The following is a 15,568-nucleotide window of genomic DNA, read 5'->3' on the forward strand; positions in this document are numbered from 1 at the left end:
TTCCGGGTTTCTTATGCGACAGCTTAACCGTCTTAACCAGTATCAACGCCTGTGGCAACCTTCCGCTGGCGCTCCACAGCAGGTCACCATAAGTGAGCTTGCCAGCCGCTGTTTTTGTAGCGAGCGGCATGTCCGCACCCTGCTGCGTCAGGCTCAGGAGGCGGGCTGGCTCAGCTGGCACGCTCGGTCTGGTCGCGGCAAGCGCGGTGAGCTGACGTTCCATGCCAGCCCGGAGTCACTGCGCAATGCGATGATGGAAGAGGCGCTGAAGAGCGGGCAGCAGCATAACGCGCTGGAGCTGGCCCAGCTTGCTCCTGAAGCGCTGAGATCGTTGCTGCATCCGTTTTTAGGCGGGCAGTGGCAAAACGACACGCCGACGCTGCGCATCCCCTACTATCGCTCGCTGGAGCCGCTTCAGCCGGGCTTTTTGCCTGGCCGGGCGGAGCAGCATCTGGCGGGACAGGTATTTTCAGGCTTGACGCGTTTTAACGGTAACAGCAGTGAACCCACGGGCGATCTCGCGCATCACTGGGAGGTCTCTGCTGACGGGCTGCGCTGGCATTTCTACATTCGCTCCACCCTGCACTGGCATAACGGCGATAAAATAGAAACGGCGCAGCTCCAGCGAAGCCTGACGGCACTGTTGATGCTTCCCGCCCTACGCACACTTTTCAGGAGCGTTTTACGTATCGAAACAACGCATCCACAGTGTCTGACATTTACGCTGCATCAACCGGACTATTGGCTGGCGCACAGGCTGGCAACCTACTGCAGCCGTCTGGCGCATCCCGACTATCCTGAACTTGGCTGCGGCCCTTTCCGGCTGGCCGCCTTTGAGCCCGACCTGGTTCGTCTGGAAAGCCATGAGCAGTACCACCTGAGCCATCCGCTGCTCAAAGCCATCGAATACTGGATCACCCCCCAGCTGTTTGATTACAGGCTGGGCACCAGCTGTCGTCACCCGGTGCAAATCGCGATTGGCGAGGCCGATGAGCTTGAAACCCTGAGGCTGGTCAGCAGCAGCACCAGCCTGGGCTTCTGTTACCTCACGCTGAAACAGAGCGCGCGTCTGAGTGAGATCCAGGCGAAGCGGCTTATCAATATCATCCATCTCTCCAGGCTTCTGCACACGCTTCCGCTCAACGAAGGACTCATTACGCCCACCGAGGAACTGCTTCCCGGCTGGACTATCCCCGAATGGCCTGACTTAACGGACGTTGCCCTGCCTGAGGCGCTGACGCTGGTTTACCATCTTCCCGTTGAGCTTCACACCATGGCCAGCCAGTTAAAGGCGTACCTGGCGCGACAGGGTTGTGACCTGACCGTCATCTTCCACGACGCCAAGACGTGGGACGGATGCCAGCAGCTTGCCGATGCAGACATCATGATGGGGGACAGGCTGATTGGCGAAGCGCCAGCGTATACGCTTGAGCAGTGGCTGCGCTGCGATGCCCTGTGGCCGCACGTGTTAAGCGCACCGGCCTACGCCCATCTGCAAGCCACGCTGGATGCGGTGCAGTCTCAGGCCGAAGCTCGGGACCGACACGCCGGTCTGCAAGCCATTTTCAACCGCCTGATGGAGAATGCGGTGCTGACGCCGCTTTTTAACTATCAATATCAAATCAGCGCCCCGCCGGGAGTCAACGGCATACGCCTCAACACCCGCGGCTGGTTTGATTTTACCGAAGCCTGGCTACCCGCCCCCAAATCGTGAAGAAGCTGGTCGCCGCCGTAGCCAGACGGTAACATAACGGTTTTACCGTAACAGTCGAGATGATTTATGAAACGTGCCGTCGTCGTGTTCAGCGGAGGACAAGACTCTACAACCTGCCTGGTTCAGGCCCTTCATCAGTATGATGAAGTTCACTGTGTGACTTTCGATTATGGCCAGCGTCACCGCGCTGAAATCGACGTTGCCCGTGAACTGGCCCTCAAACTAGGGGCACGCGCGCACAAGGTGCTGGACGTTACGCTGTTAAATGAACTGGCCGTCAGCAGCCTCACCCGGGACAGTATTCCTGTACCGGACTACGAACCCGATGCCAGCGGCATTCCGAACACGTTTGTGCCGGGGCGTAATATTCTGTTCCTGACCCTGACGGCGATTTATGCCTATCAGGTAAAAGCCGAAGCGGTAATTACGGGCGTATGCGAGACCGACTTCTCAGGATACCCGGACTGCCGCGATGAGTTTGTCAAAGCGCTCAACCACGCCGTCAATCTGGGGATGGCGAAAGAGACGCGCTTTGAAACCCCGCTCATGTGGCTGGATAAAGCCGAAACCTGGGCGCTGGCCGACTACTGGGGCAAGCTGGATTTGGTTCGCAGCGAAACCCTCACCTGCTATAACGGCATCAAAGGCGACGGTTGCGGCCAGTGCGCCGCCTGTAATCTGCGCGCTAACGGGCTTAACCATTACCTGGCTGATAAAGTCGGCGTGATGGCGGCAATGAAGCAAAAGACCGGACTTAAATAGCGTTTTTTGACCGTGCTGTCGCAAAACAGGAGTCGACAGCACGAGTGCGCCTTAATATGTCTTATACGATCATCAACTCCAGCTTTTCCCGCAATTCCCCTTCCAGCGGCAGCGCTTTCTGAGTTTTCAGATCGATACAGACAAAGGTGATCAGTGCATCAGCCACCACCTGCCCTTCTGGATCGAGCGTCACCACCTGGCTTAACACGCCGCTTTTGCCGTTTAGCTGTTGTACCTGGCTGGTCACGGTGAGCACATCGCCCAGCACGGCCGGACGGCGATAGTTGATGTTGATATTGACGACCACGAACGCGATGTTGTGCGCGGTCAGCCACTGAAAGCTTTCGCTGTTTTCCAGCCCGTCCCAGCGCGCTTCTTCAAGAAACTCGAGATAGCGAGCATTATTGACGTGCTGATAAACATCAAGATGGAAACCGCGTACTTTGATTTTTGTCTGCATAGCGCAATAGCCTTTCATTGTTATAGGATCAGAGGTCATAACTGGTATGACCTCTTTATCCTGGCAAACTTTTGCCGCAGTGCAAGAAATTGCGTTATTACAGTGTCAGGTGTGAGAGGTTGCGCTCAACCAGCGCGCTGCCCATGCCCGGAACCTGTTTGAGATCGTCGACCGTTTTGAATGGGCCGTACTCTTCACGATAGCTGACGATAGCCTGCGCTTTTTTCAGGCCCACGCCATTCATTGCGCGGGCGAGATCCTCTGCCGAGGCCGAGTTAATGCTGACCCGCGTACCGTCATCATCCGCATTTTTACCGGCGTCAGCCGCTTTGGTCTGCCCTTGTACCGGCGCGGCCGCGTCGGACTTGCTCTGCGTAGCCTGTGGTTTGGCGGCGGTCGCCGCCGCCTGCGCGCCCGCGCTCATCCCGGTGGTGGCAATAGCCAGCGTAATTAACAGTGCTTTGATTCCACATTTCATGCTGTTATCTCCTTGTTTGTTGACAGCCACGCAACGATAGCCGCCTGTGAAAACAGGCACAAACAGCAGATTGCAGAAATGGAAAAGGCCGCGAAAGCGGCCTTTAGTTTTTGCAGAGCGTTACGAAAATCTGCGAGCAGACACGTAATTACTGCTGCTGAGTCATGACATCGCCCAGCTTGATTTTGGCGTCTTTACGCAGGTTGCTCATCATGGCTTCGAAAGCAATCTGAGCATTGTTCTGAGTAATGCCCTGAACCATCGCCTTCTTCTGCGCTTCTGGCAGAGTGCCGGCTTTCACGTCGTCCAGCGCCAGCAGAACAACGTTACCCTGCATATCGGTGGTGGTACCGAAGCTTGGCTTGTCTTTTGCCGGCAGCGTCAGGCTAAACGCGGCCTGACTGATTGGGTCCTGACCGGTGCGGCTCAGCGTTTTTGCCTCACCGAAGCTCAGACCTGCCGCTTTCAGCGCGTCCTGTTTACCCGCTTTCAGATCGGCCAGAATCTTCTCAGCGTCCAGTTTAGCCTGCTGTTCTGCTTTGTTATGCTTAACCTGAGCGACGACCTGATCCTTCACTTCCGCCAGCGGTTTGACCGCTTCTGGCTTGTGCTCGCTGACGCGCAGAACAAAGGCGCGATCGCCGTCAACGGTAATGATGTCAGAGTTGCTGCCCGGCGTGCCGTTCTCGCCCACCAGACCACCGTTAAAGATGGCATCAGAAACCGGTTTGAAGTTCAGCTCTTCCGGCAGGTTGTCGCGACCAAACCAGCCGGTCTCAACTGCTTTCACACCCGCCGCCTGCTCTGCACCTGCCAGAGATTCGTTGTCGTTGCTGGCAGCATCGCTCACCTTCTGCTGCAGCGCGTAGTAGGCATCCAGGGCTTTTTCCTGTTTCACTTTCGCGGCAATATCATCACGAACCTCAGCCAGCGGCTTGGTTTTCGCCGGGGTGATGTCGTCCAGACGCACGACCAGGAAACCAACGGATGATTTAATCACACCAGACAGCTGGCCTTTCTCTTTCAGGCCGGCATTTTTTAGCTCGTCGGGCGTGGTTGCGTCTTCCAGCCAGCCCATATCACCGCCGTTTTTCGCAGAGATAATGTCGGTGGATTTCGCTTTCGCAAGGGTGGCGAAATCAGCGCCTTTGTTCAGCTCATCCAGTACCGCCTTAGCATCTGCTTCAGTTTTGGTCTGAATCACGCTGTAGCGGTTACGCTGCGGCTGAGTGAATTGATCCTGATGCTGGTCATAGTAAGACTGGATCTCGGCATCAGACGCGCTTTCCTGCAGCGCAGCTGCATCCAGCTTGATGTAGCTGACGCGGAACTGCTCCGGAGAAACAAAGGCGTTTTTATTCTGCTCGTAGTAAGCATTAACGTCTGCGTCGCTCACCTGCTGTTTCGCCGCCAGGGCGTTCACATCAATTGTCGCTTCACGGACCACGCGCTGCTGGGCCACCAGCGCGGCCAGTTCGTCGGTTTCACCTTTAAGCATGAAATCGGTACCCACGACAGCGTTAATGAGCTGCTGGGTTGTCAGCTGGTTACGCAGCGCCTGCGCGTACTGATCCGCCGTCATGCCCATCTGGTTAACGATACTGTTGTAACGCGCGTTGTCGAATTTACCGTTAGACTGGAATGCCTGAGTGGCGAAGATCGCTTTTTTGACCTGCTCGTCGCTGATGCCAAGGCCCAGCTTTTTGGCATACTGATCCAGCAGCGCTTCGTCGATAAGACGGTTCAGTGTCTGTTGGCGCAGGGTTTTCATGTACCCTTCATTCGCCGCCAGTTCAGAGAATTGGTCGCCCAGCTGTTGCTGCATACGGTTACGCTCACCGGCAAAAGCATTCTCGAACTGACCACGGCTGATTTCCTGGCCATTCACTTTTGCGGCATAGTTTGCGCCACCGCCAATAAGGTAACTGCTCACGCCGGTCAATATGAACGACACGATAATGATACCGAAAATAATCTTGAGCACGAGACTGTTAGCAGCCGTGCGTAAGCTGTCCATCATGGTGTAACAACACTCCGCTGTAGGTGACTGGTTACCTGACGCTGACGGAAAATCCTGCCCGTCGCGCGTGAAGGCGTATTGTGACAAGAAAACGGGGCGATTGTCAGCCCACAACTCGCATAAACTCGCACAAATCAGGTCTGGACAAACAAAAAAGGCACATCAAACGATGCGCCCTTGTACTATCCGGCTTCCCTGAAACGGGAAAGCAATCAGTTTACTGCGTCTTTCAGCGCTTTACCTGCACGGAAACCCGGCACTTTAGCAGCAGCAATGGTGATCTCTTTACCGGTCTGAGGGTTGCGGCCAGTACGGGCAGCACGCTCTTTAACAGCAAAAGTACCGAAGCCTACCAGTGCAACGTCGTCCCCAGCCTGCAGAGATTCAGTAACAGAAGCAATTAATGCATCTAACGCACGTCCAGCTGCAGCTTTAGAAATATCAGCACCAGCAGCAATTTTGTCAATCAGTTGAGATTTATTCACTGTTCTCTTCCTCTCTTTATAATTTATATCGCGCCTGAGTCCTTCACAACGCGACCGCGCAGCAGTTATATCAGGCCTGCCATGACCTTACAACACCCGTTGTTGATGGCTGACCTAATCAGCAATCTAAATTAGCTATACAAAAAAAGGCTGGCAAGTGCGAAATGACTTACCAGCCTTGTTTTTATTGACGCTCTTTGCGCGAGGTCACTATTTTGCGGTTACAACCTGCATTCCGGACGGTTCATTCTGCAGTGCGAGACTGAGAACTTCCTCAATTCGCTTAACAGGATGGATCTGCAGATCGGCAATCACGTTGTCCGGAATCTCTTCCAGATCGCGTTTGTTTTCGTAAGGGATCAATACGGTTTTGATCCCACCGCGGTGTGCCGCCAGCAGTTTTTCTTTTAACCCGCCGATTGGCAGGACCTGACCGCGCAGGGTAATTTCACCGGTCATTGCCACATCGGCACGTACCGGGTTGCCCGTCAGACAGGAAACCAGAGCGGTACACATGGCAATACCCGCGCTTGGGCCATCTTTCGGCGTCGCCCCTTCAGGAACGTGAACGTGAATGTCGCGTTTTTCGTAGAAATCCGGGTTGATACCCAGTTTTTCCGCGCGCGCGCGCACCACGGTCAGCGCAGCCTGGATGGACTCCTGCATCACTTCACCCAGCGAGCCGGTGTAGGTCAGCTTGCCTTTGCCCGGCACACAGGCGGTTTCGATGGTCAGCAGATCGCCGCCCACTTCCGTCCATGCCAGACCGGTCACCTGACCCACGCGGTTTTCGTTATCCGCGCGGCCATAGTCGAAGCGCTGAACGCCCAAGTAGGCATGCAGATTGTCACCGTTAATCACGATGTGCTTCAGGCTCTTATCCAGCAGCAGCTGTTTTACCGCCTTACGGCACAGCTTAGATATTTCGCGCTCAAGGCTACGCACGCCCGCTTCACGGGTGTAGTAGCGAATGATGCCGATAATCGCGCTGTCCTCGACGGTCAGCTCGTTGGCTTTCAGCGCGTTACGCTCAATCTGCTTCGGCAGCAGGTGCTGTTTAGCAATGTTCAGCTTTTCGTCTTCGGTATAACCGGAGAGGCGGATCACTTCCATACGGTCCAGCAGCGGTGCCGGTATGTTCATGGAGTTGGACGTTGCCACGAACATTACATCGCTGAGGTCGTAGTCCACTTCCAGGTAGTGATCGCTGAACGCCACGTTCTGTTCTGGATCAAGCACTTCCAGCAGAGCAGACGCCGGGTCACCGCGCATGTCCGACGACATTTTGTCGATCTCATCAAGCAGGAACAGCGGATTTTTAACCCCCACTTTAGCCATTTTCTGGATCAGTTTACCCGGCATAGAACCGATGTAGGTACGGCGGTGACCGCGGATTTCCGCTTCATCACGCACGCCGCCCAGCGCCATACGGATGTACTTACGTCCGGTCGCTTTGGCGATGGACTGGCCCAGAGAGGTTTTACCCACCCCCGGCGGTCCTACCAGGCACAGAATTGGGCCTTTAATTTTGTTTACACGGCTTTGTACCGCGAGGTACTCAAGGATGCGGTCTTTCACGCGTTCCAGGCCGTAGTGGTCAGTATCGAGGATCTCCTGGGCCTGACGCAGGTCTTTCTTGACCTTGCTGCGGGCGTTCCACGGAACCTGCACCATCCACTCAATGTAGCCGCGCACGACGGTTGCTTCAGCCGACATCGGAGACATCATTTTCAGCTTCTGCAGTTCTGCTTCGGCTTTCTCTTTCGCCTCTTTCGGCATCTTCGCCGCGTCGATTTTACGCTTCAGCGCTTCGTTTTCGTCCGGTGCGTCGTCCATCTCGCCCAGCTCTTTCTGAATGGCCTTCATTTGCTCATTCAGATAGTACTCACGCTGAGATTTTTCCATCTGCTTTTTCACGCGGTTACGAATGCGCTTCTCAACCTGCAGCAGATCGATTTCAGACTCCATCATCGCCATCAGGTATTCCAGACGTTCGTTAACGTCGGACATCTCCAGCACGGACTGTTTGTCAGCCAGCTTCAGCGGCATGTGTGCAGCGATGGTGTCCGCCAGACGCGCAGGATCGTCGATGCTGTTCAGCGACGTCAGCACTTCTGGTGGGATTTTCTTGTTCAGCTTGATATAGCCTTCGAACTGGCTAATCGCGGTACGTACCAGCACTTCCTGCTCGCGCTCATCAAGTTCAGGCGAATCAAGGTACTCTGCCTTGGCAGAGAAGTGTTCGCCATCGTCTGACAGCGTGGTAATACGCGCACGCTGTAAGCCTTCGACCAGCACCTTCACGGTGCCGTCCGGCAGCTTCAGCATTTGTAAAATAGAGGCCACGGTCCCGACGGTGAAAAGATCGTTTACACCCGGCTCATCCGTTGATGCTTCTTTCTGGGCCACCAGCATGATTTTTTTATCATGATCCATGGCGGCTTCGAGGCAACGGATAGATTTTTCCCGCCCTACAAATAAGGGTATGACCATGTGCGGATAAACCACCACATCGCGCAACGGCAATACGGGGATTTCAATGCGTTCAGAACGCTCAGGATTCATAGAGCTCTCTCTTAGTTTAGTGTCCGCCAGGTAAGCTGGTCATGTCACAGTGCTTCACATAACCATTAACATGTATCCAGTATATGGGGATGTTTCCCACACATTCAACGCTATGAATACGGAAAAAGTAAAGGGGAGATAAAATCCCCCCTTTTTGATTAACTGCTTGTATGATTTGGTGAATTATTCGCCAGATGCCTGCTGGGCTTCTGGTTTACCGTAAATCAGCAGCGGCTTGGATTGGCCGCCGATCACGGACTCGTCGATAACCACTTTTTCAACGTCTTCCATCGACGGCAGATCGTACATGGTGTCGAGCAATGCCGCTTCAACGATAGAGCGCAAACCACGCGCACCGGTTTTACGCGCCATCGCTTTCTTGGCAATCGCATCCAGCGCTTCGTCACGGAATTCCAGCTCAACGCCTTCCAGATTGAACAGCGCCTGATACTGCTTGGTCAGCGCATTTTTCGGCTCTTTCAGGATCTGAATCAGCGCGTCTTCGCTCAGCTCATTCAGCGTTGCCACAACCGGCAGACGGCCAATGAATTCAGGGATCAGACCAAATTTGATCAGATCTTCAGGCTCAACCTGCGAAAGCAGTTCACCTTCGTTGGCTTTCTCGGACTTCGCCTTCACCGTTGCGCCAAAACCAATGCCGGAGCCGGTTTCAACACGGTGGGAAATGACTTTATCCAGACCAGCAAACGCGCCGCCGCAAATAAACAGGATCTTGGAGGTATCGACCTGCAGGAACTCCTGCTGCGGATGTTTGCGTCCACCCTGCGGCGGAACGGCCGCAACCGTACCTTCGATCAGCTTCAGCAGGGCCTGCTGCACCCCTTCACCCGACACGTCACGGGTGATGGACGGGTTGTCTGATTTACGGGAGATCTTGTCGATCTCATCAATATAAACAATCCCACGCTGTGCTTTCTGAACGTCGTAATCGCACTTCTGCAGCAGCTTCTGAATGATGTTTTCAACGTCTTCACCCACATAACCGGCTTCGGTCAGGGTGGTGGCATCCGCCATGGTAAACGGAACATCCAGCAGGCGCGCCAGGGTTTCCGCCAGCAGCGTTTTACCGGAGCCGGTTGGCCCGATCAGCAGAATGTTACTTTTGCCCAGTTCTACGCCATTGCTGGTGTCGCCGTTACGCAGACGTTTGTAGTGGTTATATACCGCCACCGCCAGCACTTTCTTGGCCTGCTCCTGACCGATGACATAGTCGTCAAGGTGATGACGAATCTCATGCGGCGTTGGCAATGCGCTACGCTCACGGTGCGGCGCAACTTCTTTAATCTCTTCGCGAATGATGTCGTTACATAAATCGACGCATTCGTCGCAGATATACACGGACGGCCCGGCAATCAGTTTACGCACTTCATGCTGGCTTTTGCCGCAAAAAGAGCAGTACAGCAGTTTGCCCGAACCATCTTTGCGTTTATCTGTCATGAGTCCAAACCTCTTTTTAAGTTCTTTGTGCCGCACATGACGACGCAAATGCCATTCTAAGACGCGTGTGCTTTAAGCAGCGTGCCGCCCTACCTTAGTATAGCGGCACACTCGCGTCGCGGGCATCAATTACGATGGGTCAATACGGAGTCGACTAAGCCGTACTCAACTGCCTCTGGAGCAGAGAGGAAGCGATCGCGCTCGGTATCGCGCTCGATCTGCTCGAGAGGTTGACCCGTATGCTGCGCCATAAGTTCATTCATGCGCGCTTTTACTTTCAGAATTTCGCGGGCGTGGATTTCGATATCCGTCGCCTGCCCCTGGTAACCCCCCAGCGGCTGGTGAATCATCACGCGGGAGTTAGGCAGGCAGAAACGCTTACCTTTCGCCCCTGCGGTTAACAGGAAGGCCCCCATGGATGCAGCCTGCCCCATACAGATAGTGCTGACATCTGGCTTGATGAACTGCATGGTGTCATAAATGGACATGCCCGCCGTAATCACACCGCCAGGCGAGTTGATGTACAGGTAAATGTCTTTTTCCGGGTTTTCCGCTTCCAGGAACAGCATCTGCGCCACGATCAGGTTAGCCATATGGTCTTCTACCTGGCCGGTCAGAAAGATAACGCGTTCCTTGAGCAGACGGGAATAGATATCGAAAGAACGCTCACCGCGTGAGGTCTGTTCAATAACCATTGGCACCAGCGCCATATGGGGTGCAAAGTTATCTCGTTCGCCACTGTATGACATTTCCGTCTCCTGGTTCAAAATTGAAAACACCTGCTGTACTGATTGTAACCTTATGGACGGATTATCAGCCAGTCTCAATCATCGTGATTACATACTTATGGGGTTCGCCACGCCCTATTTCAAGCATAACAACCTTTTGTTGTAACGCTAACACTGAAAGGGCGTTTTAGCACCCTTCCAGAACCCATGCAGCGATAAAAAAAACCCGTCGCCGGAAGGCAACGGGTTTTTTGTTCAAACTTTAAACCGTTAGAGCGAAATTACGCCTGCTGGTTCATCAGTTCGTTGAAAGAGGTCGCTTTTTCGGTCACTTTCGCTTTCGCCAGTACCGCTTCAACAGCCTGCTCTTCCAGTGCGACGTTGCGCATGTTGTCCATCAGCTCTTTGTTCTTACCGTAGAACTCGATCACTTCTGATGGATCTTCGTATGCAGACGCCATCTCTTCGATCAGGCCCTTCACACGTTCTTCGTCAGCTTTCAGCTCGTGGGTACGAATCACTTCGCCCAGCAGCAGGCCAACAACAACGCGGCGTTTCGCTTGCTCTTCGAACAGCTCACGCGGCAGTTCCATCGCTTGCTGCTGGTTGCCACCGAAGCGCTGTGCAGCCTGACGGCGCAGCACATCGATTTCGCTGTCGATCAGGGCAGCAGGAACGTCGATTTCGTTCGCTTTTACCAGACCTTCAATCGCCTGAGATTTCACGCGGTTACGCACAGCACCGTTCAGCTCGCGCTCCATGTTCTTACGCACTTCGGTACGCAGGCCTGCAACAGAACCATCTTCCACGCCGAAACGCTTGATGAACTCTTCAGTCAGTTCTGGCAGTTCGCGCTCTTCAACTTTCTTCAGGTTGATGACGAACTTCGCTGCTTTACCTTTCAGGTTTTCAGCGTGGTACTCTTCAGGGAAGGTCACGTCGATGGTGAACTCTTCGCCCGCTTTGTGGCCTTTGATGCCGTCTTCGAAGCCTGGGATCATACGACCCTGGCCCATTGCCAGTACGAAATCAGACGCTTTGCCGCCTTCGAACTCTTCGCCGTCTACAGAACCGGTGAAGTCGATGGTTACGCGGTCTTCCGCGTCAACAGCGCCTTCTTTCTCTTTCCAGTTCGCCTGCTGCTTACGCAGGGTGTCCAGCATGCCGTCAACGTCTTCGTCAGTCACGGAAACGATCGGTTTTTCAACTTCGATAGATTCCAGGCCTTTCAGCTCAACTTCCGGGTACACTTCGAACTCTACGGAGTAGGTGAAGTCTTCGCCCAGTTTGTATTCACCTGGCACGTAGTTTGGCGCGCCGGCTGGATTGATTTTTTCTTTGATGATCGCGTCGATAAAGTTGCGGCTCATCAGTTCACCCAGCACATCCTGACGCACGGAAGCGCCATAACGCTGAGCAACAACATTCATTGGTACTTTGCCCTTACGGAAGCCGTCAATACGTACTTTTTTTGCTACGTTGACCAGCTCGCTTTTCACAGCAGTTTCGATGCTGTCAGCAGCGATAGTAATCGTTACACGGCGGCCAAGGCCTTGAGTGGTTTCAACTGAAACTTGCATCTTGTTACCTCAAAAAAATCACAGTGCTCGGTCAACTCTGAATCTGTCTGTTATACCGGGATGCTCTCTTAGTGCAGATTCACATTCCCTGTCGCCAGAATCATCCCGAAGACATTCAATAAGACGCGGCATTATAGCGGCATCACTTAGGTGAGTCGAGAACGGTTGGAGCATGTTGCTGCGGCTTTTTTCACACTTTAAGGCTATTTTTAGCCTTAAAATCGCACCATCCGCTCAAAACTCAGACAAAACAAAACGGCCCGGAGGCCGTTTTGAGGAAATCTGTAAGCAACATACTGGAAAAGCTCCAGCCGTTGCAAATCCGATTTATCAGGCGATGGTGCCTGCACCGCGACACGGCGGCGACGCAAAAACCGTATCCTGCAAGCCTTCCCATTCCTTAATGGTGTAGGTATGCAGTGCCAGCGCATGCACGGTCGTGGAGAGTTCTTCCGTCAAGGTGCTGTAGATCAGGCGATGTCGGTTCAGGAAACGTTCTCCCGTGAAGCGATCGCTAACCAGAACCACTTTAAAGTGGCTTTCAGAACCTGCCGGCACGTTATGACGATAGCTTTCGTCGACGACTTCGAGGAACACAGGGTTGAACGCTGCCCTTAATTTTTCTTCTATCTGTTCACGTATCATCATGAAATTACTCCTCCGACAACGCTAAGATGTCACCCATCCCTTTAAATGTTAGCCGCTTTTACCGTTTCCATTACACCTTGACAACAAATATTTAGCTTTCGTCTGATTTTCTCATTCAAATGCATGAAGTTCACTGTGAGACTCATACCTGTCGTCTCTGGCGGGAGGAGAAAAAGGATGAGCTGGTCAGTTTTCAGACAAGACGATGAATTTACATGCGTTGACCACTTCCCCTGGCCGTAGTCGATGATATGATGGCGGCAATTTTTCTCTCTTTAATGCTTACGATTCGTTGAGAACCTGAAAATGTTTAAAAAACTCTTCTTTCCGTTGGTAGCCCTTTTTATGCTGGCAGGCTGTGCGACTCCGCCTACCACTATTGATGTCTCACCAAAAATCACCCTGCCTCAGCAGGACCCAAGCCTGATGGGCGTCACCGTGAGCATTAACGGTGCCGATCAGCGTCAGGACCAGGCGCTGGCAAAAGTGACCCGCGACAACCAGCAGGTGACGCTGACCGCGTCCCGCGACCTGCGCTTCCTGCTGCAGGAAGTGCTTGAGAAGCAAATGACCGCTCGCGGCTACATGATTGGCCCAAGCGGCGCGGTTGATCTGCAGATTATCGTCAACAACCTGTACGCAGACGTCTCTCAGGGCAACGTGCGCTACAACATTGCGACCAAAGCGGATATCGCCATCATTGCCACCGCGAAGAACGGCAACAAGATGACCAAAAACTACCGCGCCAGCTACTCTGTTGAAGGCGCGTTCCAGGCCTCTAACAAGAATATTGCTAACGCCGTTAACAGCGTGCTGACGGACACCATCGCCGATATGGCGCAGGACACCAGCATTCACGACTTTATCAAGCAGAACGCACGTTAATCCTGCTCACTGGCCCGGTGCTTCACCGGGTCAGTTCATAAGAACATGTCCAGTCACTACTTACGCATTTTCCAGCAACCGAAATCAGCAATTCTGCTGATCCTCGGCTTTGCCTCCGGTTTACCCCTCGCGCTCACCTCCGGCACGCTTCAGGCGTGGATGACGGTTGAGAACATCGATCTCAAAACCATTGGTTTCTTCTCGCTTGTCGGTCAGGCGTATGTCTTTAAGTTCCTGTGGTCGCCGGTGATGGATCGCTATACGCCGCCGTTTCTGGGGCGTCGTCGCGGCTGGTTAGTGATGACACAGGTCCTGCTGCTGCTGGCGATTGCGGCGATGGGCTTTCTTGAGCCGACCACACAGCTCCGCTGGATGGCCGCGCTTGCGGTGATGATAGCCTTCTGTTCCGCCTCTCAGGATATCGTGTTCGACGCCTGGAAGACGGACGTGTTACCTGCGGAAGAGCGCGGTGCCGGTGCGGCGATCAGCGTGCTGGGCTATCGCCTCGGGATGCTGGTCTCCGGCGGGCTGGCGTTGTGGCTGGCCGACCGTTATCTCGGCTGGCAGGGTATGTACTGGCTGATGGCTGCCCTGCTCATCCCCTGCATTATCGCTACGCTATTTGCACCCGAACCGAGCGACGTCATTCCGGTTCCCCGCTCGCTGGAACAGGCCGTGGCCGAACCGCTGCGTGACTTTTTTGGCCGCAACAATGCCTGGCTGATCCTGCTGCTCATCGTCCTTTATAAGCTGGGCGATGCCTTTGCCATGAGCCTGACCACCACCTTCCTGATCCGCGGCGTCGGTTTTGATGCCGGTGAAGTGGGCGTGGTGAATAAAACGCTGGGGCTGTTTGCGACCATCGTCGGTGCGCTTTATGGCGGCGTATTGATGCAGCGCCTGACGCTGTTCCGCGCGCTGCTGATCTTCGGCATCCTGCAGGGCGCATCTAACGCGGGCTACTGGCTGCTGTCGGTGACTGACAAGCATATGTTCAGCATGGCCGCGGCGGTGTTCTTTGAAAATCTCTGTGGCGGCATGGGGACGGCGGCGTTTGTCGCCCTGCTGATGACCCTTTGCAATAAATCGTTTTCCGCTACGCAGTTTGCGCTGCTCTCGGCGCTCTCGGCCGTTGGGCGCGTGTACGTAGGCCCGATTGCCGGCTGGTTTGTAGAAGCCCACGGCTGGCCAACGTTTTATCTCTTCTCGGTCGCGGCTGCCGTGCCGGGGATTTTATTATTGCTGGTGTGTCGCCAGACGCTGGAATATACCCAGCGGACCGAACACTTTATGCCGCGTACTGAATATCACCGCGCCTACCGATTTGCGTTACGTCTGCTAATGGCGGGCTGCGGCGCGCTGGCGCTATGGCTTGTGGTACTTATCGTTAACGCCAGTACGTCTCTGGCGCTCCCCCTCGAAGCCCTTCTGCTGGATGCTGGAGCCCTGCTGGCCATCGCCGGGATCCTGACGGGGGGTCTGCTCGATTTTATGGCATTGCGTAAAACGCAGATGACCTGAAGAAAAAGTGAAAGGTTATTTCCCGTTGTAATCACTAACCGAAATTATAACGGTGAAATAGCCAACAGCCGCTAAAAAAATATTTGTTGTTTTGTGCGGGATAGGATTTGGAAATTATTGGAGCCAATTCCAAAACGCTATTTTTCATTAAACGATTCAGCATTGGAAAGTTTGATTTTTCGTTTTTTAGATGTCTTTTTATTGATAATTAATTGTTAATTTTTTGTATATTTTTAACAATGGTTATACCAATTGCCCCTTTTA

General features: G+C 53.8%; 13 protein-coding genes. 4 read left to right on the forward strand and 9 right to left on the reverse strand.

From position 1 onward, the window contains the following. Positions 1 to 13: 13 nt before the first annotated feature. The gene (locus tag IM303_RS17690) at positions 14 to 1,714 is read left to right on the forward strand and encodes an SgrR family transcriptional regulator (protein WP_193360137.1); all 1,701 of its coding nucleotides are present in this window, start codon (positions 14 to 16) and stop codon (positions 1,712 to 1,714) included. Positions 1,715 to 1,780: 66 nt separating this feature from the next. Beyond that, positions 1,781 to 2,476, forward strand: coding sequence for a 7-cyano-7-deazaguanine synthase QueC (gene queC, locus IM303_RS17695; RefSeq protein ID WP_023332238.1), 696 nt, complete (start codon positions 1,781 to 1,783; stop codon positions 2,474 to 2,476). A gap of 61 nt (positions 2,477 to 2,537) precedes the next feature. Here the strand turns inward: queC and IM303_RS17700 are convergent, their stop codons facing one another. The 9 genes from IM303_RS17700 to bolA form a co-directional block, all read right to left on the reverse strand. Next, positions 2,538 to 2,936, reverse strand: coding sequence for a YbgC/FadM family acyl-CoA thioesterase (locus IM303_RS17700; RefSeq protein WP_014830880.1), 399 nt, complete (start codon positions 2,934 to 2,936; stop codon positions 2,538 to 2,540). 97 nt (positions 2,937 to 3,033) lie between these two features. Next, the gene (locus IM303_RS17705; RefSeq protein WP_045259901.1) at positions 3,034 to 3,414 is read right to left on the reverse strand and encodes a helix-hairpin-helix domain-containing protein; all 381 of its coding nucleotides are present in this window, start codon (positions 3,412 to 3,414) and stop codon (positions 3,034 to 3,036) included. Between the two features lie 148 nt (positions 3,415 to 3,562). Next, positions 3,563 to 5,434, reverse strand: a complete 1,872-nt coding sequence (ppiD, locus tag IM303_RS17710; RefSeq protein ID WP_028012162.1) for a peptidylprolyl isomerase — start codon at positions 5,432 to 5,434, stop codon at positions 3,563 to 3,565. A 212-nt stretch (positions 5,435 to 5,646) separates the two neighbouring features. Further along, a complete protein-coding gene (gene hupB, locus IM303_RS17715) occupies positions 5,647 to 5,919 on the reverse strand; it encodes a nucleoid-associated protein HU-beta (RefSeq protein WP_002444653.1) in 273 nt (90 codons plus the stop codon). A 210-nt stretch (positions 5,920 to 6,129) separates the two neighbouring features. After that, on the reverse strand, positions 6,130 to 8,484 hold the full coding sequence (gene lon, locus IM303_RS17720) for an endopeptidase La (RefSeq protein WP_023334706.1): 2,355 nt from the start codon (positions 8,482 to 8,484) through the stop codon (positions 6,130 to 6,132). A 183-nt stretch (positions 8,485 to 8,667) separates the two neighbouring features. Continuing rightward, complete coding sequence (clpX, locus tag IM303_RS17725) at positions 8,668 to 9,942, reverse strand: ATP-dependent protease ATP-binding subunit ClpX (protein ID WP_028012161.1); 1,275 nt, start codon at positions 9,940 to 9,942, stop codon at positions 8,668 to 8,670. 125 nt (positions 9,943 to 10,067) lie between these two features. Further along, complete coding sequence (gene clpP, locus IM303_RS17730) at positions 10,068 to 10,691, reverse strand: ATP-dependent Clp endopeptidase proteolytic subunit ClpP (protein ID WP_010428105.1); 624 nt, start codon at positions 10,689 to 10,691, stop codon at positions 10,068 to 10,070. Between the two features lie 260 nt (positions 10,692 to 10,951). Beyond that, positions 10,952 to 12,250 carry a trigger factor gene (gene tig / locus IM303_RS17735; RefSeq protein ID WP_008503318.1) on the reverse strand — a complete coding sequence of 433 codons (1,299 nt, stop codon included), beginning with the start codon at positions 12,248 to 12,250 and terminating at the stop codon, positions 10,952 to 10,954. 330 nt (positions 12,251 to 12,580) lie between these two features. Next, on the reverse strand, positions 12,581 to 12,898 hold the full coding sequence (bolA, locus tag IM303_RS17740; RefSeq protein WP_003859051.1) for a transcriptional regulator BolA: 318 nt from the start codon (positions 12,896 to 12,898) through the stop codon (positions 12,581 to 12,583). Positions 12,899 to 13,204: 306 nt separating this feature from the next. Between bolA and IM303_RS17745 the strand changes: the two genes are divergently transcribed. Both IM303_RS17745 and ampG read left to right on the forward strand, forming a co-directional pair. Next, positions 13,205 to 13,783 carry a lipoprotein gene (locus tag IM303_RS17745; RefSeq protein WP_028012160.1) on the forward strand — a complete coding sequence of 193 codons (579 nt, stop codon included), beginning with the start codon at positions 13,205 to 13,207 and terminating at the stop codon, positions 13,781 to 13,783. A 45-nt stretch (positions 13,784 to 13,828) separates the two neighbouring features. Further along, positions 13,829 to 15,304, forward strand: a complete 1,476-nt coding sequence (gene ampG / locus IM303_RS17750) for a muropeptide MFS transporter AmpG (RefSeq protein ID WP_045259899.1) — start codon at positions 13,829 to 13,831, stop codon at positions 15,302 to 15,304. Positions 15,305 to 15,568: the final 264 nt, after the last annotated feature.

The organism is Enterobacter cloacae complex sp. P38RS, assembly GCF_014930775.1.
GTDB lineage: Bacteria > Pseudomonadota > Gammaproteobacteria > Enterobacterales > Enterobacteriaceae > Enterobacter > Enterobacter bugandensis.

What these genes read in the sequence shown, in the direction of transcription:
- tig (WP_008503318.1), bottom strand. Translation starts at nt 12,250, where the DNA reads ATGCAAGTTTCAGTTGAAACCACTCAAGGCCTTGGCCGCCGTGTAACG.
- clpX (WP_028012161.1), bottom strand. Translation starts at nt 9,942, where the DNA reads ATGACAGATAAACGCAAAGATGGTTCGGGCAAACTGCTGTACTGCTCT.
- clpP (WP_010428105.1), bottom strand. Translation starts at nt 10,691, where the DNA reads ATGTCATACAGTGGCGAACGAGATAACTTTGCACCCCATATGGCGCTG.
- ppiD (WP_028012162.1), bottom strand. Translation starts at nt 5,434, where the DNA reads ATGATGGACAGCTTACGCACGGCTGCTAACAGTCTCGTGCTCAAGATT.
- IM303_RS17705 (WP_045259901.1), bottom strand. Translation starts at nt 3,414, where the DNA reads ATGAAATGTGGAATCAAAGCACTGTTAATTACGCTGGCTATTGCCACC.
- IM303_RS17700 (WP_014830880.1), bottom strand. Translation starts at nt 2,936, where the DNA reads ATGCAGACAAAAATCAAAGTACGCGGTTTCCATCTTGATGTTTATCAG.
- IM303_RS17690 (WP_193360137.1), top strand. Translation starts at nt 14, where the DNA reads ATGCGACAGCTTAACCGTCTTAACCAGTATCAACGCCTGTGGCAACCT.
- queC (WP_023332238.1), top strand. Translation starts at nt 1,781, where the DNA reads ATGAAACGTGCCGTCGTCGTGTTCAGCGGAGGACAAGACTCTACAACC.
- ampG (WP_045259899.1), top strand. Translation starts at nt 13,829, where the DNA reads ATGTCCAGTCACTACTTACGCATTTTCCAGCAACCGAAATCAGCAATT.
- bolA (WP_003859051.1), bottom strand. Translation starts at nt 12,898, where the DNA reads ATGATGATACGTGAACAGATAGAAGAAAAATTAAGGGCAGCGTTCAAC.
- IM303_RS17745 (WP_028012160.1), top strand. Translation starts at nt 13,205, where the DNA reads ATGTTTAAAAAACTCTTCTTTCCGTTGGTAGCCCTTTTTATGCTGGCA.
- lon (WP_023334706.1), bottom strand. Translation starts at nt 8,484, where the DNA reads ATGAATCCTGAGCGTTCTGAACGCATTGAAATCCCCGTATTGCCGTTG.